This window comes from Enterobacter cloacae complex sp. P14RS, assembly GCF_014895895.1.
In the GTDB taxonomy this organism is placed as follows: domain Bacteria; phylum Pseudomonadota; class Gammaproteobacteria; order Enterobacterales; family Enterobacteriaceae; genus Enterobacter; species Enterobacter bugandensis.
Genome location: NZ_JADBQM010000021.1, coordinates 355,858 through 377,012 on the forward strand (window position 1 = coordinate 355,858; position 21,155 = coordinate 377,012).

Here is a 21,155-nt window from a genome sequence, read left to right on the forward strand (position 1 = left end):
ATTAACCAGGGAAGCTACGCGTCACACCAGCCTCCAACGAGCTGTAGCAAAATGTGAATAGCCGCCGGGAACATCAACAGGAAGAGTAAAACTGTCACCACAGCAATCGCCATCAGAAACTCCTTTTAAATTTTCGTATTACGAAATCGTAGTCAGTATTTTTAATTTGTCACTGACGCTCGGCTATTTTCTTCATTATTCACGGGGACGCCCCTTTTTATTAGCGCCCCCGTTGCTGGTTTGATTAAAATTCGCGTTTAAAACACCGGAGCTTTACCTTTTGATTATGCTTTTGCTGCTCAAATAGCAAAGTTTTCCGTCATCTGCTTCAGTGTCCTGGACTGCTCGGTCAGCGCCTGCGATGCCGCTGCGGACTGCTCAACGAGCGCCGCATTACCCTGCGTCACACCATCCATCTGGGTGACAGCAGCGCTGATTTGCATGATGCCCTGCATTTGCTCAACCGAGGCCATTGAAAGACTGTCCATAGTTTCTGCCAGCGTAGCCACGTTGCTCGCAGCCCGCAAAATCGTCTCTGCCGTTCTGGATGCCACCGACACACCGTTATCGACATCCTCAACGGCATGCTCAATCAGCGCCCCAATTTCTTTGGACGCCGTTGCGCTGCGCTGAGCGAGATTTCTGACTTCCGTCGCCACCACGGCGAAGCCACGACCATGCTCACCGGCACGTGCAGCCTCGACCGCCGCATTCAGCGCCAGAATATTAGTCTGGAAAGCAATCCCTTCTATAACGCTGGTGATTTCCTTTATCTTCAGAGCGTTAGCCGAGATATTCTGCATCGTTTCGCTCATTTCGCCCACGGCAGACTCACCTTCACGTGCCAGTGCTTCCGTCTTTCTTGCTGACGTTGCCGTATGCTCCGCGACCTCGGTATTGTTCCGAACGGTCATCGTCAGCTGTTCCATGCTGGCGGCAGTCTGCTGCAACGCCGCCGCCTGCTCCTCGGTACGAGACGATAACTCCATATTGCCCTGCTCGATCTCACCGGCAGCCAGATCCACCGACGTCGCGGCCTCTTTGATTTCAGTGACAAGGGTTTTCAACTGGGTCTGCATGTTGTCCAGAGCCGCAAGCAGCGTACCGGTTTCATCCATCCGGGTAATACGTATGGTTGAGGTGAGATCGCCGGCGGCAATAGTGTTCGCCGTATTCACGGCCTGCTTTAGCGGTCGGAGAATACTGCGCGACAGCAAAATGCCCGTCAGCAGCGCGGTGACAACCGCCGCAATCATTCCCAGGATTATCATCATGCGCGTACGGAAGCGTTCTTCAGCCAGTCGGGTTTGACGTTCAGCCATAATGCGGTACTCGTCGTTCAGCGCTTGCTGAATAACACCCCGCATGGCGTCCATTTGCTCTTTTCCGGTATTACGCTCCAGGCTACTGATGAACGCATCCATCTCTTCCCCCCCGCGGGATACGCTCTCTCTTCGCTGGATTAACGGCAGCGCAAATGACCTTTTCCATTCTTCTTCAAGCCTGGAGAGGGTGGTTAATTTTTGCTGCTGCGACGGGTTATCACGCGTAAGCCCTGCAATTTCGTCAACTTTGCTTTTAAACCTCTCATCCCCCTGCGTGAAGGGTTGAAGAACGTCCTGATTGCCGGTGAGCGCAAAACCGCGAATGCCGGTTTCCATGTTGATCAGGTTTTCGGTTACGGAGCGAAGGTTATCGACCACTTTATAGCTATGAACGTTGAGCTTGCTGACGGCCGTCACTCTGTCAAAGCTCAAATAGAGCAGCCCGCAGACGACGGACATTAAAACCACAATTGCGCCAAATGCTATGGTAAGCCGGGTGCCGATGTTGAGATTTTTAAACATGACTCTTCCTTAATAATTAGCATAGGTTCATCTTCTGGAGATGAATTTTAATAACGGCTTATTTTTTGTGGTTAATGGAAATGGGTTTCCACCACGACCACACCCATGCTAATCGGCAGAGCAAATTAATACTTTAGGCTGATATAAAAATATAATAATCATCTTTTTGCGATGATTCTTATATGCAATAAATGGCCATGTACCAGCCAGCATAAATAATTAAATAAACTTGCGAGCATTATAAAATTGAGATTGGTAAAAGCGCCCAAATTTAAGCACATTTAATATAAATATATTTCAAACTATTAATAAATGTAAATTTCAGTTCTTTTTTTGACCATTTTCGAGCTTTCAGACCTATAAAAAAACCGGGCGCGGGGCCCGGTTATCTTCTTAGCTAAAAGTGGCTTTATGCGCTCAACCCGCGATTCTCCAGCATCGGTTCAATCTTCGGATCGTGTCCGCGCCAGTTTCGATAAAGTTCGGCTAAGTCAGCGCTGTTGCCGCGAGACAAAATCGCCTCACGGAATTTCTGTCCGTTTTCACGCGTCAATCCACCCTGTTCCACGAACCACTGATAGCCATCGTCCGCCAGCATTTGCGTCCACAGGTAGGCGTAATATCCCGCAGCGTAGCCGCCGCCGAAGATATGGGCAAAGTAGCTGCTGCGATAGCGCGGCGGTACAGCGGGCAGATCCAGCCCCTCTTTTTTCAACGCCGCGGCTTCGAATTCTTCAACGCTCGACACGGCCTCGCTGATGCCGTGCCAGTTCATGTCCAGCAGCGCCGCACTCAGCAGCTCCGTCATGTCATAGCCCTTGTTGAAATGGGTCGCGTTGAGCATGCTTTCCCGCAGCGCGTCCGGCATGGGGTCACCGGTTTCGTAATGACGGGCATAGTGGCTAAACACCTGAGGATGGCTGGCCCAGTGCTCATTAATTTGCGACGGGAATTCAACGAAATCACGCGGCGTATTGGTACCGGACAGCGTGGCGAAGCGCTGGCTGGCAAACAGACCGTGCAGGGTATGGCCAAACTCGTGGAACAGGGTTATCACGTCATCCCAGGAGAGAAGCGCGACGCCGCCGTTACCCGGCTTTTGGTAGTTGCAGACGTTGTAGATCACCGGGCGGGCAGCAAGCTCGTAGGATTGCTCGATGAAATTGCCCATCCAGGCCCCGCCCTGCTTGGAATCGCGGGCAAAGAAGTCGCCGTAAAACAGCGCCATGCCCTCACCGGTATGGTCAAAAATTTCCCATACGCGGACGTCAGGGTGATAAACCGGAATGTCGAAACGCTCCACAAAACGAATGCCAAACAGCTGGCTGGCCGCCCAGAATACACCGTCCTGTAAAACGGTATTGAGCGCAAAATAGGGTCGAATTTGCGATTCATCGAGGGCATATTTCGCCTGACGCACGCGCTCGGAATAAAAGGCCCAGTCCCAGGCCTGCACGGTGAAGCCACCCTGCTCGTCATCAATGACCTTCTGAATATCGGCCTGCTCGCGTTCCGCGCGGGCACGCGCGGCGGGCACAATCCCGCGCATAAATTCCAGCGCGGCGGCCGGGGTTTTCGCCATCTGGTCGGCGATGCTCCAGCTGGCGTAATCCTCAAAGCCGAGCAGACGGGCCTGGCGCGCCCGCAGCGCCGTAAGGCGCAGGATCAGCGTGCGGGTGTCGTTTTCATCCCCTTTCTGGGTGCGCGTCCAGCCGGCGTTGAACAGGTTTTCGCGCGTCTGCCGATTGCGCAGCGCGGCTAGCGCAGGCTGCTGTGTCGTATTCAGGAGCGGGATCAGCCAGCGGTCGTTAAGCCCTTTTTCCGCGGCGGCCTGCGCCGCGGCGGCAATCTCTTCGGCGCTAAGGCCTTCAAGCTGGTGCGCGTAATCAACCACCAGCCCGCCCGCGTTGTTAGCGGCCAGCAGGCGCTGGTTAAACTGGCTGGTCAGGGACGCGGCCTCGGTATTCAGCGCCTTCAGCTCGGCTTTTTCCGCTTCATTCAGGCGCGCGCCGGCCAGAATAAAGCGCTGGTACGTCTCCTCGACCAGCCGACGGGATTCGGCATCCAGCGCGGCGCGGTCCTGCCAGACGCTCTCGACGCGGGCGAAAAGAGTGTCGTTCAGCCAGATGTCGTTCGCCAGCGCGGCAAGTTCGGTGGAGAGCTGCTCCTCCAGTTCCTGCAGGTACGCATTGGTGTGCGCGGAGGTCATGGCGAAGAAAATGCTGCTGACGCGCGCGAGCATGACGCCGCTTTTCTCCAGCGCCAGCACGGTGTTAGTGAAGTCTGGCGCAGCGGTGTGAGAGACTATCGCCTCTATGTCCGCCCGCTTCTGACGAAGCGCTTCATCGAAGGCCGGACGATAATGCTCGTCTTTGATGGTATCAAAATGGGGAGCCTGGTAAGGCAGCAGGCTAATGTCAAAAAAGGGGTTGGTGGCCGTCATCTTTCACTCCTCCGAACGAATATCTTCCCAGAGTAGGCCAGGCCGCCATCGCCTGCAACGCCGTCATACAAATGTTGCCTTAACGCACCCTCTGCGGGCGTGCTATGTTAGTACCACACAAAAAGCGTTGAGGAACAGTGAGATGATTATTTTAGTTACCGGGGCAACGGCAGGTTTTGGTGAAAGCATCACGCGTCGCTTCGTCGCCAACGGGCATAAGGTGATTGCAACGGGCCGTCGTCAGGAGCGCCTGCAGGAGCTGAAGGACGATTTAGGTGACAGCATCCTGACCGCGCAGCTGGACGTGCGTAACCGTGCGGCCATTGAAGAGATGATTGCCAGCCTGCCGGCAGAGTGGCGTGCCATCGACGTGCTGGTCAACAACGCCGGTCTGGCGCTGGGCATGGAGCCTGCCCACAAAGCCAGCGTTGAAGACTGGGAAAACATGATCGACACCAACAACAAAGGGCTGGTGTACATGACACGCGCGGTGCTGCCGGGCATGGTCGAGCGCAACCGCGGCCACATTATCAACATCGGTTCTACCGCCGGGAGCTGGCCTTACGCGGGCGGTAATGTCTATGGCGCGACCAAAGCGTTTGTGCGCCAGTTCAGCCTGAACCTGCGCACCGACCTGCACGGCACCGCCATTCGCGTCACCGATATCGAGCCGGGGCTGGTAGGCGGCACCGAATTCTCCAACGTGCGCTTCAAAGGTGATGACGCGAAAGCGGATAAAACCTACGAAAACGCCAACGCCCTGACGCCGGAAGACGTCACCGAAACGGTCTGGTGGGTCGCAACGCTGCCAAAACACGTCAACATCAATACCGTGGAAATGATGCCGGTCAGCCAGAGTTTTGCCGGACTTAGCGTCCATCGTGGCTAAATAAGCCCTTCCCGGCCCGCGGGCCGGGTCTGTTTCGGGTCATAAAAGAATGGTAGTATGTTCGGGCTAACTCTCTGAGAAATGACAACTCATGGCCGCTGAATCGCAACTCAATCCCACCCAGCCCGTAAACCAGCAAATCTATCGCATTCTGCGACGTGATATTGTCCATTGCCTGATCCCACCGGGAACGCCGCTTTCTGAAAAAGAGGTCTCCGTGCGTTTTGACGTGTCTCGTCAGCCGGTGCGTGAAGCATTTATTAAGCTTGCGGAGAACGGCCTGATTCAGATCCGCCCGCAGCGCGGCAGCTACGTGAACAAAATTTCACTCTCACAGGTGCGCAACGGCTGTTTCGTACGCCAGGCGATCGAATGTGCGGTGGTGCGCCGTGCCGCGACGCTCATTAATGACAACCAGTGTTACCTGCTGGAGCAAAACCTGCATCAGCAGCGCATTGCGATTGACCGTAAACAGCTCAACGATTTCTTCCAGCTTGATGATGAGTTTCACCAGAAGCTGGCGCAAATTGCAGACTGCCAGCTGGCCTGGGATACCATCGAGAACATCAAGGCCACCATTGACCGGGTGCGCTACATGAGCCTCGATCACGTCTCCCCGCCGGAAATGCTGCTCCGCCAGCATCACGATATTTTCAGCGCGCTGGAAAAACGCGACCCGGACGGCGTGGAAAAAGCGATGACCCTGCATCTGCAGGAGATAGGCGAATCCGTGCAGCTTATTCGTCAGGAAAATAGCGAGTGGTTTAGCGAAGAGTGATATTTGCCGCCCTTTTCGCGGGCGGCGCCGTAATTAGCGAACGACTAACACCGGAATTGTGGCGTAGCGCAGAATAGATTCAGCATTTGACCCCAACAGATGGGTGGTGATGCCCGGATTTCTTGACCCGATGACAATCACGTCATATTCCCCTTCTTTGCTCAGCTTGATAATTTCATCGCGGACGCTGCCAAAACGAACCAGAGTGTGGATATTCTCCGGGGAGATATCGAACAGTCGTTTTAACTCGTTCATTTTCTTCCCGGATTCTGCGCTCATATACTCTTCAAACTTTTTGATATCGGCGTTGAATCCGCGCAGCAGAGACCGGCTGCTGGCAGGCAGAATATTGACCAGGGTAATCGACGCGCCCTCGGCCTTCGCGAGGTTAGCCGCGTGGCGAACCGCTTTGTCGCTTAAATCCATTTCAAACACGTCAACAGGCATCAAAATCTTCTTATACATAAGCCTGACTCCTTATTCCGATGAAGGGTTATTTCCTGCAACCAGAATGGCATCGGGAATATAAACCAATCCTCAACGCTTCCCCGTAGAAACTATCAATAAGTGAAAATAACGGTCTGCTTTGTAAATTACCGTCGTGAAGCGTCAACGCCCCATGTAATAAAGAAAAAAGTGTGAGTTTGATCAAAAACAAAAACATGACTGGCAGACAGGCGTATTTATAGTGCCCCGTGAACGGCAAAACCTGAAATAGCGCCGTAACGGATAGTTTAGAGAGGAGAAAATACCATGATGACATACGACCGTAACCGCAATGCAATCACCACCGGCAGCCGCGTCATGATTAGCGGCACCGGCAAAACCGGCGTGATTAAGGCGATCCACAGCGACGGGCTGGATGCCGCGCAGGTGCGCCGTGGCAAAACGGTGGAAGTGGAAGGATGCGAAGGTAAGTTCGAACCAATTGAACTGATTCGTCTGGGCATGCACTAAATTGTGCGCCGACATGCCGCCGCGAACGGCGGCATGTGTTGAATTACAGGTGCGACACGTACTCCGCCACCGTGGTCTTAGCCCCCTTCTGCAGCAGCGTCTGATACGCGCTCATCACGGCATCTGTGAAGGCTTTTTCTCGCGGCAACTCTTTCCCAAAAATGGCCTCAATGCCGAGCAGCGCGTTAACCCGGCTTTCCCCTTCGGCACTTCCCTTCACCGCCGCCTGAATCACCGCCAGCTGCGGATCGCTCACGTCGATGGCGTTACCCTGCTCGTCCACGCCACCGACATAGCGCATCCACCCAGCCACGCCCAGCGCCAGCAGTGGGAAAGGCGTCTGGTGCACCAGGTGCCAGCGCGCGGGATCCAGCATCCGCTGCGGAAGCTTCTGGCTGCCGTCCATCGCAATTTGCCAGGTACGGTGGCGCAGGGCCGGGTTACTGTAACGAGAGATCAGCAGGTCAGCGTAGCGTTCTAAATCGACGCCCTTCACTTTCAGGGTCGGCGCCTGCTCGTTGAGCATCAGCGCGTGCGCGGCGACGCGATAGTGTTCGTCTTCCATACACTCATTGATGTGCTGATAACCGGCCAGATAGCCCAGGTAGGCCAGGAAAGAGTGGCTGCCGTTGAGCATGCGCAGCTTCATCTCTTCAAACGGGATCACGTCTGAAACCAGTTCGGCTCCGGCTTTTTCCCATTCCGGACGCCCGGCCACAAAGTTATCCTCGATAACCCACTGGCGGAACGGCTCGCAGGCCACCGCCGCCGGATCGCGTACGCCGGTCAGCTGCGCGATTTTATCCAGCGTATCGGGTGTGACCGCCGGTACGATGCGGTCCACCATGGTTGACGGGAAGGTAACGTTAGCCTCGATCCAGTCCGCCAGCTCGCCGTCTACCGCCCGGGCGTACGCGCAGGTTACGTTGCGCATCACGTGACCGTTCTCCGGCATGTTGTCGCAGGACATCACGCTAAACGCGGGCAGCCCTGCCGCTTTACGGCGCGCCAGCGCTTCCACCACCACGCCCGGCGCGGATTTCGGCTGATGCGGGTTTTGCAGATCGGCAACGATGAAAGGATGATCGAGCATCAGTTGCCCGGTTGCCGGAGAGTGGCAGTAGCCTTTTTCGGTGATGGTCAGCGAGACAATCGCCACCTGCGGTTCACACATTGCCGCCAGCACGCTTTCCAGCCCGTCGACCTGCGCGTGCAGGGCCTTTTTGACTACGCCAACCACGCGGGACGTCCAGGCATCGGCAGACATTTCCGCTACGGTGTAGAGGTTATCCTGCGCCTTCAGGTCGGCAATCTGCTGCTCGCCGCCAATCAGGTTAACCTCACAGTAGCCCCAGTCGCTGCCGTGTTCAGCCGCGAGGATGTCCGCATACACCGCCTGATGCGCGCGGTGAAATGCGCCGAAGCCTAAATGTACAATGCGTGCTTTAAGGCTGTCGCGATCGTACTGAGGCAGCGTCGCATTGGCCTGTAATAAGGTGTTTTCCATGATTAAGACTCGCTAATTAGAAAGCTGTGGATCGCTGCCGCCCCCAGTCCAGAGCGGCAGCGCCTGCTGACTACACCAACTAGAATGGCAGTTGGGGTAAAACAATACTGCCATCAACCATACTGATACTGCCGTTTGAGTTTTTGATTTATATTAACTTTTGCTCAGGTGGTGTGACATAAACAAAAAGTTGTGTGATAAATCACGAAAGATATAAACCACTAGCGTCGCGTGGAGACCGCGCCGTAACCCACGCGCTCTTTCGGCGCGGCCTCGGCGGCATCTTCAGCCGCGCTGAGGTCGCGGTCGCGGACTTCCGGCATCAGGAACGCCGAAACCAGCCCAATCACGGAATAGGCCACCAGCATGGCTACAATCGGCCACCAGGAACCCGTCATATTGCAGAAAATCCCCGCCAGTACCGGGCCAAAGCCCACCGCCACCAGACCGCCCGCCTCCTTGGAGATAGCCATACGGGTAAAGCGATTTCGCGAGCCAAACATCTCCGCCATGGTGATATTTTCCAGCGCAAACAGCCCCAGCACGGCGAAGTTATGGATAACGATGATCGAGAGCATGATTGTCCCCGGCGCATAGCTCTTATCGACGATAATCGACAGCATCGGGTACGCCAGAATAATGGCGGAGATATTGAGGATAATGTACGGCAGCCTGCGCCCCACTTTGTCGGAAAGCCAGCCCAGCAGCGGGATGGAGATAAACCCGAGAATGGAACTTATCATCAGCGCGTCGGTGGGAATCGCTTTATCGAACAGCAGCGTCTGGACCAGATAACCCGCGAGGAAGGTCTGGATCAGCCCCGAGTTGCCCGCCTGACCGAAGCGCAGGCCGGTCGCCAGCCAGAAGGATTTACTTTTCACCATGGAACCCAGCGAGGTGTCCGGCTGCACGGTTTCTGCATCGTTTACTTTCTCAAAGACCGGGCTCTCCTTGAGGTTCATTCGCAGCCAGATGGCAAAGATCATCACCACGACGCTGGCAAGGAACGGCACGCGCCAGCCCCAGGCGAGCAGCTGTTCACGATCGAGGGCGAAGAACATAATGGCCCAGATCGCCGTGGCGCTCAGCGTCCCGCAGTTAGTCCCCATCGCCACCAGCGAGGAGATGATGCCGCGTTTCCCTTTCGGGGCGTACTCCGCCAGCATGGTCCCCGCCCCGGAGATCTCCGCCCCGGCGCCCAGCCCCTGAATGATACGCAGCGTCACCAGCAGTACGGGCGCAAAAATGCCGATCTGCGCGTAGGTCGGCAGCACGCCAATCAGCGTGGTGCAGATCCCCATCATGGTGATGGTGATAAACAGCACCTTTTTACGACCAATGCTGTCGCCCATTCTGCCGAAGATAAAGGCCCCGACGATACGCGCGATGTAGCCCGCGCCGTAGGTTCCCATCGCCAGAATCAGCGCCATCGCGGCCGACTGTTCCGGGAAGAAGATTTCATGAAATACCAGCGCCGCCCCCAGCGAGTAGAGCTGGAAATCCATAAACTCCAGCGCGGTGCCCAGCCAGCCGGAGACGGCGGCTTTCACCAGATCTGAGGTGGTTCTTTGAGGTTGTGCTTGCGTCATAATGGCTATCTCTAAAGGTAAGATGCGTACCACTGAGAGCCCGTCTTCGCGGGCTCTTAACCGCGTGTAGGGTTATTGCCCGAACGTCAGTAAAACCTTGCAGCACTGCCGCTGGTCTTTTTCAAACAGTTCGATGGCGTCTGTTACATGGTGATAGTCAAAGGTATGGGTGATCAGTTTTTCCGGATCGATCAGCCCTTTTTCAAGCCAGTCGATGACGACCGGGAATTTGTTGGCATTGAGGCGCGAGGAGAAGATCGCCAGCTCTTTACCGGTAATCCCCTGCTGGACTATCTGACTCGGCTCGCTGGAGAAGCCCATCAGCACGATGCGCGCCGCCGGGGAAGCCAGGGTGACCGCCTCCTGCAAAATCGACGGATGACAGGCGGCATCAATAATCAGCGTCGGCTTGATGCCTTTTTCGTCCAGCGCGGCCTGCAGCGACGTTTCGCCGTTATTAAAGACCCAGTCCGCGCCGCTGCGCTGGGCCATGGCCAGACGCTCATTGATTCTGTCGACGACGATAACCTGCTTCACGTTGTAGACGCCCTTTAGCGCCTGTACGGTGACCAGTCCCATCGGCCCTGCGCCGTAGATCAGCGCAACGTCCTGTTCGGTAGGGCTAGCCTGCCCCGTCACGTTGGCGGCAATGGTGAAAGGTTCAACCATCACGGCGTGTTTATCCGGGATCGCATCCGGGATGCGCCAGGCATTTTTAGCGGGCACGGCGGCATATTCGCTGAATCCGCCGTCGCGGTGGACGCCCAGCACCACCAGCGAGGTGCAGACGTTAGGCTTGCCGACGGAGCACGGGTAGCAGTGCCCGCAGCTGATCACCGGATCCACCGAAACGCGCTCCCCTAACCGGGACGGTTCTACGCCCTCGCCCACGGCGTCGATCGTGCCAAAAAACTCGTGGCCAATCACGCGCGGATATTTTGCAAACGGATTATGCCCGCGGTAGATGTGGCTGTCTGACCCGCAGATCCCGGCCAGCTTGATTTTGACGCGGACTTCCCCTGCGCCTGGCTCCGGGCGCGGACGCTCTTCAATCACCAGCTGGTTCGGCTGTTGAATCACTACGCTTTTCATCGTTCGCTCCTCGGTTACCAGTTCCACAGCGTGCCGTCTTCGAGACGGGCCACCGGCAGATAGGCCGGATCGTACGGGTATTTCGCCGCCAGCTTTTCATCAAACTCAATGCCCAGCCCCGGCTTCTCGCCCGGATGCATATAGCCGTTATCAAAGCGCCAGCTGTGCGGGAAGACTTCCAGCATCTGTTCGGAGTATCCCATATATTCCTGCACGCCGAAGTTCGGCACCCACAGGTCGAAATGCAGCGCGGCCGCGTGGCAGATCGGCGACAGATCGGACGGGCCGTGCGAGCCGGTACGCACCTGATAGAGCGACGCGAAGTCCGCGATGCGGCGCATCCCGGTGATCCCCCCCGCATGGGTGATAGTGGTGCGGATATAGTCGATAAGCTGCTCTTCGATAAGCTGCTTGCAGTCCCAGATGCTGTTGAACACCTCGCCCACCGCAATTGGCGTGACGGTATGCTGGCGGATCAGGCGGAAGCACTCCTGGTTTTCCGCAGGCGTTGGGTCTTCCATCCAGAACATGCGGAACGCTTCGATACTCTTGCCGAAGCGCGCCGCTTCGATGGGCGTCAGGCGGTGGTGCATGTCGTGCAGGAGATGCTCATTGAAGCCAAATTTACTGCGCACCGCGTCAAACAGTTTTGGCGTGAAATCGAGGTATTTCTCAGTGGACCAGAGCTGCTCTTCCGGCCAGTCGCCTTTGGTGGCGGGCTCGTAGGCCAATCCCTTCCCTTTAGCCATGCCGTAGGTGGTTTTCATGCCCGGCACGCCGCACTGGACGCGGATCGCCTTAAAGCCCATCTCCTTATGGCGGGCGTAATCTTCCAGCACGTCGTCAATGGTGTGCCCGGTGGTGTGGCAGTAGACCATTACGCCCTCACGGGATGCGCCGCCCAGCAGCTGGTAGAGCGGCATATTTGCCGCTTTGGCTTTGATGTCCCAGAGCGCCATATCCACAGCGGAGATAGCCGACATGGTGACCGGCCCGCGGCGCCAGTAGGCGCCCTTATAGAAGAATTGCCAGATATCTTCGATACGGTGCGCGTCGCGGCCAATCAGCTGCGGGCAGAGGTGATCTTTCAGGTAGGAAGCAACGGAGAGCTCACGCCCGTTCAGCGTGGCGTCACCGAGGCCAACGATCCCTTCATCGGTAGTGATTTTAAGGGTGACAAAGTTCCGCCCCGGGCAGGTAACAAACACGTCAGCCGCGACAATCTTCATAATTCCTTTCCTTACATCGTTCGTTGTGATGCTGGAAATTTACCCATCAACCCTACTACCATACAAGTATAATGATCATAAAATCAGCTAACGATCACAAAACCCGGGGGGCTCAAGCACGGCCCCATCCCGCCACAATAATCAGCATACCGCACAGGGCAATCAGCGCCCCGGCCCAGTCATATGCGCTGAGTTTGACGCCGTCCACCACGCGCAGCCACAGCAGCGCCGTGCAGACATAGACGCCGCCGTAAGCCGCGTAAACGCGCCCACTGGCCGCCGGATGCAGCGTTAACAGCCAGACAAACAGAGCCAGCGCGACGCCCGCCGGGACCAGCAGCAGTGCGCTTCCCCCCTTCTTCAGCCAGAGCCAGGGCAGGAAGCAACCGATGATTTCGCATAGCGCAGTGGCAAAAAAAAGCAGCGTCGTTTTGAGCATATTTCACGTCAGGTGAGGATTTATTTAACCATCATACCTGATGATGCCCTTTACTTTTCCATACTTGCTCCGCGGGTATGCCGTTATTGCTCTTTGGTGTAGAATCTGAACGGGGAAACTTGCTCATCTGCACCCATTTAAAAGGAAACGCTATGACTACATTAAGCAAACGCCTTTGTCTGACAGCCCTGCTGGCGCTGACATCGTTCGCCTTTGCCGCCTCTGCGACAGCGGAAACCAGCAAGCTCATTATTGAGTCTGGTGACAGCGCGCAAAGCCGCCAGAACGCCGCGATGGACAAAGAACAATGGAATGACACCCGCAGCCTTCGTCAGAAGGTCAACAAACGTGCTGAAAAAGAATGGGACAAAGAAGATGTCGCCTTTGACGCACGCGATAAGTGTCAGCAAAGTGCGAACGTCAATGCCTACTGGGAGCCGAACACCCTGCGCTGCCTGGATCGCCGCACTGGTCGTACGGTAGCCCCATAATGTCGGCGCCCTGTGACGTAAAACTCCGGCCGCTGGAGCGTGAAGACCTGCGCTTTGTCCACCAGCTCGACAATAACGCCAGCGTGATGCGCTACTGGTTCGAAGAGCCGTACGAAGCCTTTGTCGAGCTGTCGGATCTTTACGACAAGCACATTCACGATCAGAGCGAGCGTCGTTTTGTGGTGGAGTGTGAAGGCGACAAAGCTGGGCTGGTGGAGCTGGTTGAGATCAACCACGTTCACCGCCGGGCGGAGTTCCAGATCATTATTTCGCCGGAGCACCAGGGGAAAGGCCTGGCCTCCCGGGCGGCGAAGCTGGCGATGGATTACGGATTCAACGTACTGAATCTCTACAAGCTTTATCTGATCGTGGATAAAGAGAACGAAAAAGCGATCCATATCTACCGCAAGCTGGGCTTTATGGTAGAAGGCGAGCTGATTCATGAGTTCTTTATCAATGGTGAATACCGCAATACCATCCGCATGTGCATTTTCCAGCATCAGCATCTGGCCGGTCACAAGCCGTCAGGTGCCAGCCTGCTGAAACCAACCGCGCAGTAGCCTGCGCGGTTTCATTCTCAGTAATACTCAATCGTGTTTTTGATGGTGTACTTGCGCTCAACGGCGGGTTTGACGCTGTCGTCCGTGATCGTCAGATCGCAGCTCACCGGGTTATTGTGGCGATCGTAGTCGCAGCTCTGCGTCACGTTGCCCAGCGGCTTATCGTTTAACAGGCTCACGGCCGAGTAATCCATTCTTTTGCGCAGATCCTTAGACGGCGTCGACTGTACCGATAAATGCTGATCCCCGGAGACGGTGGTTTTGCCCAGCGGGTAGCCATCCGCATCGTAGCGGTACTTCACCTCCATCTCTTTACCATGTGCGGCCACCACGAAGCCGTTGTCGTCGGTATCCCACGTCACCCCGGCTGACGGCAGTTCGGCCAGCTGGCATTTGCCCTGCAGCTTCACCTTACGCTGCTGGGTTTCTGCATCGATGTAGTAGTTGGCATCCAGCACCAGCGCTACGCCCGTGTTAGCCTCCAGATCGTGCAGCTCCAGCGTATCGAAACACCCTTCCGCCGACACAGTGCCGGTGACCCGTTTGGACACTTCACCCTTCTCGTTGAACAGCGTCTGGGTAAAATCCTTGACCGGGCCGCGAAGAGGGTCGAAATCGAATTCGTTCGAAAAACTCGCCATCTCGGGCGTAAACGACAGCGGCGCGGAGTTGTTATCACACCCTGCGAGAGTAGCTGCCAGGAGCGTTATCGCTGCATATTTCTTCACATTCTTTACCAATACAGAGAGATTATTCCCAATCATATTAGCAAATACAGTTGTTTACACGAAGCCTGCTAAAATTAATCTCTACACAGAGAAAAGGAGCTACAGATGAAACGGTTACCCTGGATTACCGCCCTGCTGTTAATGAGTGCCTCAACGGCCGCGCTGGCGGCACCGGACTCCTGCGAGCGCGTGAAAAGCGACATTCAGCAGAAGATCATCAACAACGGCGTGCCGGAGTCAGGTTTTACGCTGAACATTGTGCCGAACGATCAGGCTGACCAGCCGGACGCTCAGGTGGTGGGCCACTGTGCCAACGACACCTTTAAAATTTTGTACACCCGTACGGGCAGCGGGGCGGCGGCCGGCAATCAGGATAATGCGCCGGCTGAACCTCAGTAAATCACCGTCAATCCCCTTTGATTTGACAAGGATTAATATTTAATACCTCCAAATAAGTAACACTCACCCCATCATTAGCCCGGTTATCATTTCGGGAAAAATAATATGTAATCACAATGGTGGGGTGAGCCATGTCCGATATCGAACATCACGGCGGGATTAGCCGTCGAACACTCGTGAAATCTACGGCGATAGGTTCTCTGGCGCTTGCCGCTGGCGGAATTTCGTTGCCTTTTGGACTGAAAAGCGCCGCAGCCGCGGTACAAAATGCAATGAAACCGGCAGAAGATAAAGTGGTCTGGGGCGCCTGTTCGGTCAACTGCGGCAGCCGCTGTGCACTGCGTCTGCACGTCCGCGATGACGAAGTGTACTGGGTCGAAACGGATAACACCGGTGAGGATATCTACGGCAATCACCAGGTCCGGGCCTGCCTGCGCGGGCGCTCCATTCGCCGCCGCATCAACCACCCTGACCGTCTGAACTACCCGATGAAACGCGTGGGTAAGCGGGGTGAAGGCAAGTTCGAGCGCATCAGCTGGGACGAAGCGCTGAACGTCATCACCACCAGCCTGAAAGACGTGGTCAGCAAGTACGGCAACGAAGCGGTGTATATTAATTACTCCTCCGGGATTGTCGGCGGCAATATCACCCGCTCCTCCCCTTACGCTTCGCTGGTGGCGCGCCTGATGAACTGCTACGGCGGTTTCCTGAGCCACTACGGCACCTACAGCACGGCGCAAATCGCCTGCGCGATGCCTTATACCTACGGCAGCAACGACGGCAACAGCACCTCGGATATCGAAAATACCAAACTGGTGGTGATGTTCGGCAATAACCCGGCGGAAACGCGCATGAGCGGCGGCGGGATTACTTACTATCTGGAGCAGGCCCGCGAGCGTTCTAACGCACGCATGATTGTCATCGACCCGCGCTACACCGATACGGCAGCCGGACGCGAAGACGAGTGGATCCCAATCCGTCCGGGTACCGATGCCGCCCTGGTGGCGGGGATTGCCTGGGTATTGATCGACGAAAACCTGGTTGACCAGCCGTTCCTGGACAAATACTGCGTTGGCTACGACGAAAAAACGCTGCCGGAAGGTGCCCCCGCTAACGGTCACTACAAAGCGTACATTCTCGGCCAGGGTGAGGACAACACGGCGAAAACGCCGGAGTGGGCCTCGCGCATCACCGGCATTCCTGCAGACCGCATCATTAAACTGGCCCGCGAGATTGGATCCGCGAAGCCGGCCTATATCTGCCAGGGCTGGGGACCACAGCGTCAGGCGAACGGTGAACTGACCTCCCGCGCCATCGCGATGCTGCCGATTCTGACCGGCAACGTGGGGATCAACGGCGGCAACAGCGGCGCCCGTGAATCGACCTACACCATCACTATCGAACGTATGCCGCTGCCGGAAAACCCGGTCAAAACGCAAATTTCCTGCTTCAGCTGGACGGACGCCATCGCCCGTGGCCCGGAAATGACCGCTCTGCGCGACGGGGTACGCGGTAAAGATAAGCTGGACGTGCCAATTAAGTTCATCTGGAACTATGCGGGCAACACCATTATTAACCAGCACTCCGATATCAATAAAACCCACGATATTCTGCAGGACGAAAGCAAGTGCGAAACCATCGTGGTGATCGACAACTTTATGACCTCATCGGCGAAATACGCCGATATCCTGCTGCCAGATTTAATGACCGTCGAGCAGGAAGACATTATCCCTAACGATTACGCCGGGAACATGGGTTACCTGATTTTTCTCCAGCCCGTGACCGCGCCGAAGTTTGAGCGCAAGCCTATCTACTGGATCATGAGCGAAGTGGCGAAACGCCTCGGACCGGATATCTATCAGAAATTTACCGAAGGGCGAACGCAGGAAGAGTGGCTGCAGTATCTGTATGCCAAAATGCTCGCAAAAGATCCCACGCTGCCGTCCTATGACGAGCTGAAAAAAATGGGCATCTATAAGCGCAAAGATCCGAACGGACACTTTGTGGCCTATAAAAAATTCCGCGAGAACCCGGAAGCCAACCCGCTTAAAACGCCCTCAGGCAAGATTGAAATTTATTCCAGCAAGCTGGCGGATATTGCGGCGACCTGGGAGCTGGCAAAAGATGAGACCATCAGCCCGCTGCCCGTCTATGCATCCACCTTTGACGGCTGGGATGCGCCCGAGCGCGCGCAGTTCCCGCTGCAGCTGTTTGGCTTCCATTTTAAAGCCCGCACCCACTCGAGCTACGGTAACGTCGACGTGCTGCAAGCGGCCTGCCGCCAGGAGGTCTGGCTGAATCCCGTTGATGCCGCGAAACGTGGCATTAAAAACGGCGATACGGTGCGCGTCTTTAACGATCGCGGTGAGGTGAGAATAGAAGCCAAAGTCACGCCGCGCATCATGCCAGGCGTAAGCGCCATGGGCCAGGGAGCCTGGCACGATGCCAATATGAATGGCGATCGTATCGACCACGGCTCGTGTATCAACACCCTGACCACGCACCGCCCGTCACCGCTGGCAAAAGGCAACCCGCAGCACACCAATCTGGTGCAGATTGAGAAGGTGTAAGGGGTGAATTCTATGACCCTGGTTTATGCTTTGGTCTGTATTAATGGTTAATCACGTCGCGCGGACATAACCGCGCGAGCAAGGAAGGTTTAATGAAAGACGTCTCACACCGTGACTCGTTCGCGTTCAGCGCCCGCGTACTGGGCGCGCTGTTTTACTTCGCCCCTGACAGCGAGCAGACAGCCCCGCTGGTGCAGGCACTTACCGCTGGCGAATGGATAGAGGACTGGCCCCTGCCGCCGGAAACGCTGCTGCCCGTTGCCGAAACCTTTGCCTCATCTGCCGATGAACCGCTGACGGATGCCTGGCAACGGCTGTTCATTGGTCCTTATGCCCTGCCCGCTCCGCCGTGGGGTTCCGTCTGGCTGGACCGTGAATCCGTGCTGTTTGGCGATTCAACCCTCGCGCTGCGCCAGTGGATGCGGGAAAACAATATCGCGTTTCAGATGCAGCAAAATGAACCGGAAGATCATTTCGGCACCCTGCTGCTGCTGGCGGCATGGCTGGCCGAGAATGGCCGCGAGTCGGAGTGCGATCGGCTTCTGGCGTGGCATCTGCTGCCGTGGAGCACCCGCTTTCTGTCGGTGTTTGTCGACAATGCCGGGCATCCGTTCTATATCGCGCTCGGCAGGCTTGCGCAACTGACGCTGGCGGACTGGCGATCGGCGTTGGTTGTTCCGGTTGCGGAAAAGACGTTGTACCGCTAAGGGATATGGCTTGCTCGCGGGTGGCCTGCAAGCCTTTAACCAGGGTTTGGTTGTGCATCACCACCTGATTCACTCACACTCTCTTTGCTTTGAATGAACCGGAGTGCCAAATAGAGGTCTGGCGCCAGAATCATGTCATCATCATTCATCGTTGGCCGACTTTCTTTAAACCAACGTGTTAATTCCGTTTTCCTGCCCGCAAGGATTAACATAATCTGTCGGGCTTTCAGGTCACGCTTTAACTCATTAATGGTTGCGAGGACACTGATATCTGAATAGGTGAAGCAAGCCACGGCATCAATAACCACCCATTTAGGTTGTAATGCTGCACCATCAACCAGGTTCAATACCCGACGTTTAAAATAAGCCACATTAAAATAGGTCAACGGTGAGTTAAATCGATACATCAGCACGCCCGGGACCATTTTAATATCGGTTGTATTCCCTAATGAGTGGATCATTCCATTTTCGTCAGTCCCCAGTAAGTGCTCAGAGGGACGAAATACCGTACGCAGGAACTGTAACAGGCCAAGCAACACCGCAAGGCCGATCCCCTGAATTACACCGATGATTAAAACACAGCCAAACGTGAAAAAGGCCAGGCGAAATGCCTGTTTATTTCTTCGCCTCAGGTTCCATAACCCACGTAAATCAATTAATGACCACGATGCATACATTAGAACAATACCTAATGCAGATACCGGAATAAATTGTAATGGCTGCGTGAAAAATACCACCACTAAACCTATCAGTAAGGCTGCGACTATGGAAACCAGCTGACTTTTCCCCCCAACGGAATCATTAACCGCGGTCCGGGAATCGGCTCCACTGATGGCAAATCCCTGAGATAGCCCAGACATAATGTTCGCAATACCCAGTGCCCGGAACTCTGCATCAGCATTAATTTCATAGCCATTTTTTGCGGCGAAACTGCGAGCGGTCAGCATCAGACTGACAAAACTCACTAAAGCCAGGTTCAGCGCCGGGATCACTAATTCTCGCATCGGACCGGGCTGGAACGCACCCCAGTTAACGACGGGTAAACCAGGCTGGAAGCCATCCCCCCCAATCGTGGCAATACCATACTGTTGCGCAGATGTTCCCCATACCAGTATCGTTGTTATCACAATGGCAATCAGAGGTGCTGGCCAGTTGCTGCGATACGTTTTGATAACCATTAAAATAATTAACGTTAAAAGTGATATCCCTATTGTTAATACATGGCTATCTAAAAGTCGGCCTGGCAAGGCCAGTATTTTCTCAATAACCTGCGCTTCATCGAGCTTGATCCCCAAAACCTTGCCTAATTGCCCGACAATAATCGTCACGGCTACGCCATTAAGCAACCCTGTAAGAATGGGATGAGAAAGGAGATCGGCAAGTGCACCCAGATGAAATTTACTGGCAAGCAGGCACCACCCGCCCATCATCAATGTCATGACGATCGTCAGTTGCCAGTGCAGTTCAGGATTGCCTGCAGAAAGAGGAAACACGACGGCTGCAATCACGGCGCAGGTCGTTGCATCAGGGCCAACAATAAGCTGACGTGAAGAACCAAACAGTGCATAAGCTATCATCGGTAAAACGCAGGAATAGAGCCCCACAATTGCCCCAACACCCGCCAATTCAGCATAAGCAATAGCAACGGGTAGCGCTACAGCCGCAACGGATAATCCAGCTTTAACATCATGTTTTAGCCAGCTTTTATCGTAGGCTAACAAATTTTGTAACCCTGGCATGTACTTTAACAATAATTTTCCGAGCACTTTATTCTCCGGACAGGGATGATAGCCACGTCATATTGGCACACTTCTCAGTGAGGTTCTGGTTTCCAAATGCTCCGGAGTCAGGTCGATGCCTCTCAGTTCTTAATAAAACGTCAGTCAACTCATTATTCTGACTGCTGTTAAACATCATTTAAAAACTACCGCCCCATCATCTTTCCGGGGCGGCTCAAATTCGTCGCTATTGCGCGCTCATATCTATAAGCAACCCGCAATCAGAAACTGTACGTCACCTTCAGGCTTCCCGTTGGCGACGTTTTACGTTGCACGATCGGGCTATCACCCGCATCCCCCGTCAGCTGCGTTACGCCCGCGGAGGTGAGAACGCTCCAGCGCGAGGTGAGCCTGTAGGTCCAGTCAAGGTTCATCGACCAGGCGTAAATTCCCGCTCCGGCGTCATGTCGGGCAAATCCTGATGCGGCGGACTGGGCAGCATTAACCCCATAGTACGTTTGCATGTACTTGCCGGAACCCCAGCTGCCCGTCAGCCCCAGCGTCACCGCATTTTTCGACGATGTGTAGAGCGGGCTGGAAATGCCGAAATGCACCGCCTCACCGTTGTCTCTCTCAGAAACCGGGATCTCAGCCTGCAGCTGCAGATTGAGCCAGTCGGTCACCTTATACCCCAGCCCCGGCACCACGATAGCGGAACCTTTGATATCGCCCATCCCCCGCAGATAGTCGCTGCCGGAGCTGATCGAATCACTGCTCACGTCTTTATCTTTACGGCCTGTTCGGTAGCTCACTGCGGCGTTGTAATCCAGGTTGCCAATGTTGTTTCCGTAACCGATACCCCGCGTGGTGCTGATAAAGAAACCATTTGCCATGGAATAATCTACTACCTGAGCTGCCGAGACCCGGCTTTTATCCGAACCCGAGTAGCGTGGCGCGACGTCCACGCCTCCCCCCAGGGTTAAGACATTGCCCTGTTTCTGCTCTGCCGCCAGTACCGGGGTTGCCAGTAACGCCAGAATAACGCCCGGCACGATGTTTTTCAGTCTGCGGCTCGGAAGTAAATAGGGGAAAGTATGACGCAGTTCGATGTTACTCATTGAAGAAGTCCTTTGGATTCAAATGATTGCAATGCCAGCGGTTTACACGCCAGAGCACTCATTCTGAATACTCACCCTGAGGTTCTTATGAGCC

At 55.2% G+C, this 21,155-nt stretch carries 19 protein-coding genes; 8 read left to right on the top strand and 11 right to left on the bottom strand.

Features of this window, described 5'->3' with window-relative positions:
* Nucleotides 1-299 precede the first annotated feature (299 nt).
* On the bottom strand, nt 300-1,847 hold the full coding sequence (locus tag IM295_RS17760) for a methyl-accepting chemotaxis protein (protein ID WP_193067094.1): 1,548 nt from the start codon (nt 1,845-1,847) through the stop codon (nt 300-302).
* A gap of 409 nt (nt 1,848-2,256) precedes the next feature.
* The gene (gene dcp, locus IM295_RS17765; RefSeq protein ID WP_193067095.1) at nt 2,257-4,290 is read right to left on the bottom strand and encodes a peptidyl-dipeptidase Dcp; all 2,034 of its coding nucleotides are present in this window, start codon (nt 4,288-4,290) and stop codon (nt 2,257-2,259) included.
* A 142-nt stretch (nt 4,291-4,432) separates the two neighbouring features.
* Between dcp and ydfG the strand changes: the two genes are divergently transcribed.
* Nucleotides 4,433-5,179 carry a bifunctional NADP-dependent 3-hydroxy acid dehydrogenase/3-hydroxypropionate dehydrogenase YdfG gene (ydfG, locus tag IM295_RS17770; protein WP_028013011.1) on the top strand — a complete coding sequence of 249 codons (747 nt, stop codon included), beginning with the start codon at nt 4,433-4,435 and terminating at the stop codon, nt 5,177-5,179.
* Between the two features lie 91 nt (nt 5,180-5,270).
* Nucleotides 5,271-5,957 carry a GntR family transcriptional regulator gene (locus IM295_RS17775; protein WP_028013010.1) on the top strand — a complete coding sequence of 229 codons (687 nt, stop codon included), beginning with the start codon at nt 5,271-5,273 and terminating at the stop codon, nt 5,955-5,957.
* A gap of 33 nt (nt 5,958-5,990) precedes the next feature.
* Here the strand turns inward: IM295_RS17775 and IM295_RS17780 are convergent, their stop codons facing one another.
* Nucleotides 5,991-6,422 carry a universal stress protein gene (locus IM295_RS17780; protein WP_028013009.1) on the bottom strand — a complete coding sequence of 144 codons (432 nt, stop codon included), beginning with the start codon at nt 6,420-6,422 and terminating at the stop codon, nt 5,991-5,993.
* 288 nt (nt 6,423-6,710) lie between these two features.
* On the opposite strand from IM295_RS17780, the gene ydfZ reads away from it, so the two are divergent.
* Nucleotides 6,711-6,914, top strand: a complete 204-nt coding sequence (gene ydfZ, locus IM295_RS17785; RefSeq protein ID WP_028013008.1) for a putative selenium delivery protein YdfZ — start codon at nt 6,711-6,713, stop codon at nt 6,912-6,914.
* A 43-nt stretch (nt 6,915-6,957) separates the two neighbouring features.
* Here the strand turns inward: ydfZ and IM295_RS17790 are convergent, their stop codons facing one another.
* The 5 genes from IM295_RS17790 to IM295_RS17810 all read right to left on the bottom strand — a co-directional run bounded on the left by IM295_RS17790 (nt 6,958) and on the right by IM295_RS17810 (nt 12,770).
* Nucleotides 6,958-8,421 (bottom strand): mannitol dehydrogenase family protein, encoded by a 1,464-nt coding sequence (locus tag IM295_RS17790; RefSeq protein WP_193067096.1) that lies wholly within the window; start codon nt 8,419-8,421, stop codon nt 6,958-6,960.
* A gap of 221 nt (nt 8,422-8,642) precedes the next feature.
* Nucleotides 8,643-10,010: an MFS transporter gene (locus tag IM295_RS17795; protein ID WP_028013006.1), complete on the bottom strand. Its 1,368-nt coding sequence runs from the start codon at nt 10,008-10,010 to the stop codon at nt 8,643-8,645.
* Between the two features lie 72 nt (nt 10,011-10,082).
* On the bottom strand, nt 10,083-11,102 hold the full coding sequence (locus IM295_RS17800) for a Zn-dependent oxidoreductase (protein ID WP_028013005.1): 1,020 nt from the start codon (nt 11,100-11,102) through the stop codon (nt 10,083-10,085).
* Nucleotides 11,103-11,116: 14 nt separating this feature from the next.
* The gene (manD, locus tag IM295_RS17805; RefSeq protein ID WP_028013004.1) at nt 11,117-12,331 is read right to left on the bottom strand and encodes a D-mannonate dehydratase ManD; all 1,215 of its coding nucleotides are present in this window, start codon (nt 12,329-12,331) and stop codon (nt 11,117-11,119) included.
* A 112-nt stretch (nt 12,332-12,443) separates the two neighbouring features.
* Nucleotides 12,444-12,770 carry a YnfA family protein gene (locus IM295_RS17810; RefSeq protein WP_193067097.1) on the bottom strand — a complete coding sequence of 109 codons (327 nt, stop codon included), beginning with the start codon at nt 12,768-12,770 and terminating at the stop codon, nt 12,444-12,446.
* 152 nt (nt 12,771-12,922) lie between these two features.
* On the opposite strand from IM295_RS17810, the gene IM295_RS17815 reads away from it, so the two are divergent.
* Together IM295_RS17815 and speG are read left to right on the top strand one after the other, a co-directional pair.
* Complete coding sequence (locus IM295_RS17815; protein ID WP_193067098.1) at nt 12,923-13,261, top strand: DUF1283 family protein; 339 nt, start codon at nt 12,923-12,925, stop codon at nt 13,259-13,261.
* Nucleotides 13,261-13,821, top strand: a complete 561-nt coding sequence (gene speG / locus IM295_RS17820) for a spermidine N1-acetyltransferase (RefSeq protein WP_041910220.1) — start codon at nt 13,261-13,263, stop codon at nt 13,819-13,821. The genes IM295_RS17815 and speG overlap by 1 nt, the downstream gene beginning before the upstream one ends.
* Nucleotides 13,822-13,838: 17 nt before the next feature.
* Here speG and IM295_RS17825 read toward each other — a convergent pair whose 3' ends face one another.
* Nucleotides 13,839-14,585 (bottom strand): YnfC family lipoprotein, encoded by a 747-nt coding sequence (locus IM295_RS17825; RefSeq protein ID WP_032644870.1) that lies wholly within the window; start codon nt 14,583-14,585, stop codon nt 13,839-13,841.
* Between the two features lie 69 nt (nt 14,586-14,654).
* Here IM295_RS17825 and IM295_RS17830 point away from each other — a divergent pair, with 69 nt between their 5' ends.
* From IM295_RS17830 to dmsD, 3 genes are all read left to right on the top strand, one after another.
* On the top strand, nt 14,655-14,948 hold the full coding sequence (locus tag IM295_RS17830) for a DUF1161 domain-containing protein (protein WP_047368462.1): 294 nt from the start codon (nt 14,655-14,657) through the stop codon (nt 14,946-14,948).
* Between the two features lie 131 nt (nt 14,949-15,079).
* Complete coding sequence (ynfE, locus tag IM295_RS17835) at nt 15,080-17,518, top strand: selenate/tellurate reductase subunit YnfE (RefSeq protein WP_063942546.1); 2,439 nt, start codon at nt 15,080-15,082, stop codon at nt 17,516-17,518.
* Between the two features lie 92 nt (nt 17,519-17,610).
* The gene (gene dmsD, locus IM295_RS17840; RefSeq protein ID WP_193067099.1) at nt 17,611-18,225 is read left to right on the top strand and encodes a Tat proofreading chaperone DmsD; all 615 of its coding nucleotides are present in this window, start codon (nt 17,611-17,613) and stop codon (nt 18,223-18,225) included.
* Nucleotides 18,226-18,260: 35 nt separating this feature from the next.
* On the opposite strand, the gene IM295_RS17845 is transcribed toward dmsD, so the two are convergent.
* Together IM295_RS17845 and IM295_RS17850 are read right to left on the bottom strand one after the other, a co-directional pair.
* Nucleotides 18,261-19,991 (bottom strand): SulP family inorganic anion transporter, encoded by a 1,731-nt coding sequence (locus tag IM295_RS17845; protein WP_048956352.1) that lies wholly within the window; start codon nt 19,989-19,991, stop codon nt 18,261-18,263.
* A gap of 233 nt (nt 19,992-20,224) precedes the next feature.
* The gene (locus IM295_RS17850; RefSeq protein WP_048999441.1) at nt 20,225-21,061 is read right to left on the bottom strand and encodes a MipA/OmpV family protein; all 837 of its coding nucleotides are present in this window, start codon (nt 21,059-21,061) and stop codon (nt 20,225-20,227) included.
* Nucleotides 21,062-21,155: the final 94 nt, after the last annotated feature.

Coding starts and splice junctions, on each gene's coding strand:
- IM295_RS17850 (WP_048999441.1), bottom strand. CDS start 21,061: ATGAGTAACATCGAACTGCGTCATACTTTCCCCTATTTACTTCCGAGC.
- IM295_RS17815 (WP_193067098.1), top strand. CDS start 12,923: ATGACTACATTAAGCAAACGCCTTTGTCTGACAGCCCTGCTGGCGCTG.
- IM295_RS17760 (WP_193067094.1), bottom strand. CDS start 1,847: ATGTTTAAAAATCTCAACATCGGCACCCGGCTTACCATAGCATTTGGC.
- IM295_RS17830 (WP_047368462.1), top strand. CDS start 14,655: ATGAAACGGTTACCCTGGATTACCGCCCTGCTGTTAATGAGTGCCTCA.
- dmsD (WP_193067099.1), top strand. CDS start 17,611: ATGAAAGACGTCTCACACCGTGACTCGTTCGCGTTCAGCGCCCGCGTA.
- IM295_RS17790 (WP_193067096.1), bottom strand. CDS start 8,421: ATGGAAAACACCTTATTACAGGCCAATGCGACGCTGCCTCAGTACGAT.
- speG (WP_041910220.1), top strand. CDS start 13,261: ATGTCGGCGCCCTGTGACGTAAAACTCCGGCCGCTGGAGCGTGAAGAC.
- ydfZ (WP_028013008.1), top strand. CDS start 6,711: ATGATGACATACGACCGTAACCGCAATGCAATCACCACCGGCAGCCGC.
- ynfE (WP_063942546.1), top strand. CDS start 15,080: ATGTCCGATATCGAACATCACGGCGGGATTAGCCGTCGAACACTCGTG.
- IM295_RS17780 (WP_028013009.1), bottom strand. CDS start 6,422: ATGTATAAGAAGATTTTGATGCCTGTTGACGTGTTTGAAATGGATTTA.
- ydfG (WP_028013011.1), top strand. CDS start 4,433: ATGATTATTTTAGTTACCGGGGCAACGGCAGGTTTTGGTGAAAGCATC.
- IM295_RS17795 (WP_028013006.1), bottom strand. CDS start 10,010: ATGACGCAAGCACAACCTCAAAGAACCACCTCAGATCTGGTGAAAGCC.
- IM295_RS17800 (WP_028013005.1), bottom strand. CDS start 11,102: ATGAAAAGCGTAGTGATTCAACAGCCGAACCAGCTGGTGATTGAAGAG.
- IM295_RS17775 (WP_028013010.1), top strand. CDS start 5,271: ATGGCCGCTGAATCGCAACTCAATCCCACCCAGCCCGTAAACCAGCAA.
- IM295_RS17810 (WP_193067097.1), bottom strand. CDS start 12,770: ATGCTCAAAACGACGCTGCTTTTTTTTGCCACTGCGCTATGCGAAATC.
- dcp (WP_193067095.1), bottom strand. CDS start 4,290: ATGACGGCCACCAACCCCTTTTTTGACATTAGCCTGCTGCCTTACCAG.
- manD (WP_028013004.1), bottom strand. CDS start 12,331: ATGAAGATTGTCGCGGCTGACGTGTTTGTTACCTGCCCGGGGCGGAAC.
- IM295_RS17825 (WP_032644870.1), bottom strand. CDS start 14,585: ATGATTGGGAATAATCTCTCTGTATTGGTAAAGAATGTGAAGAAATAT.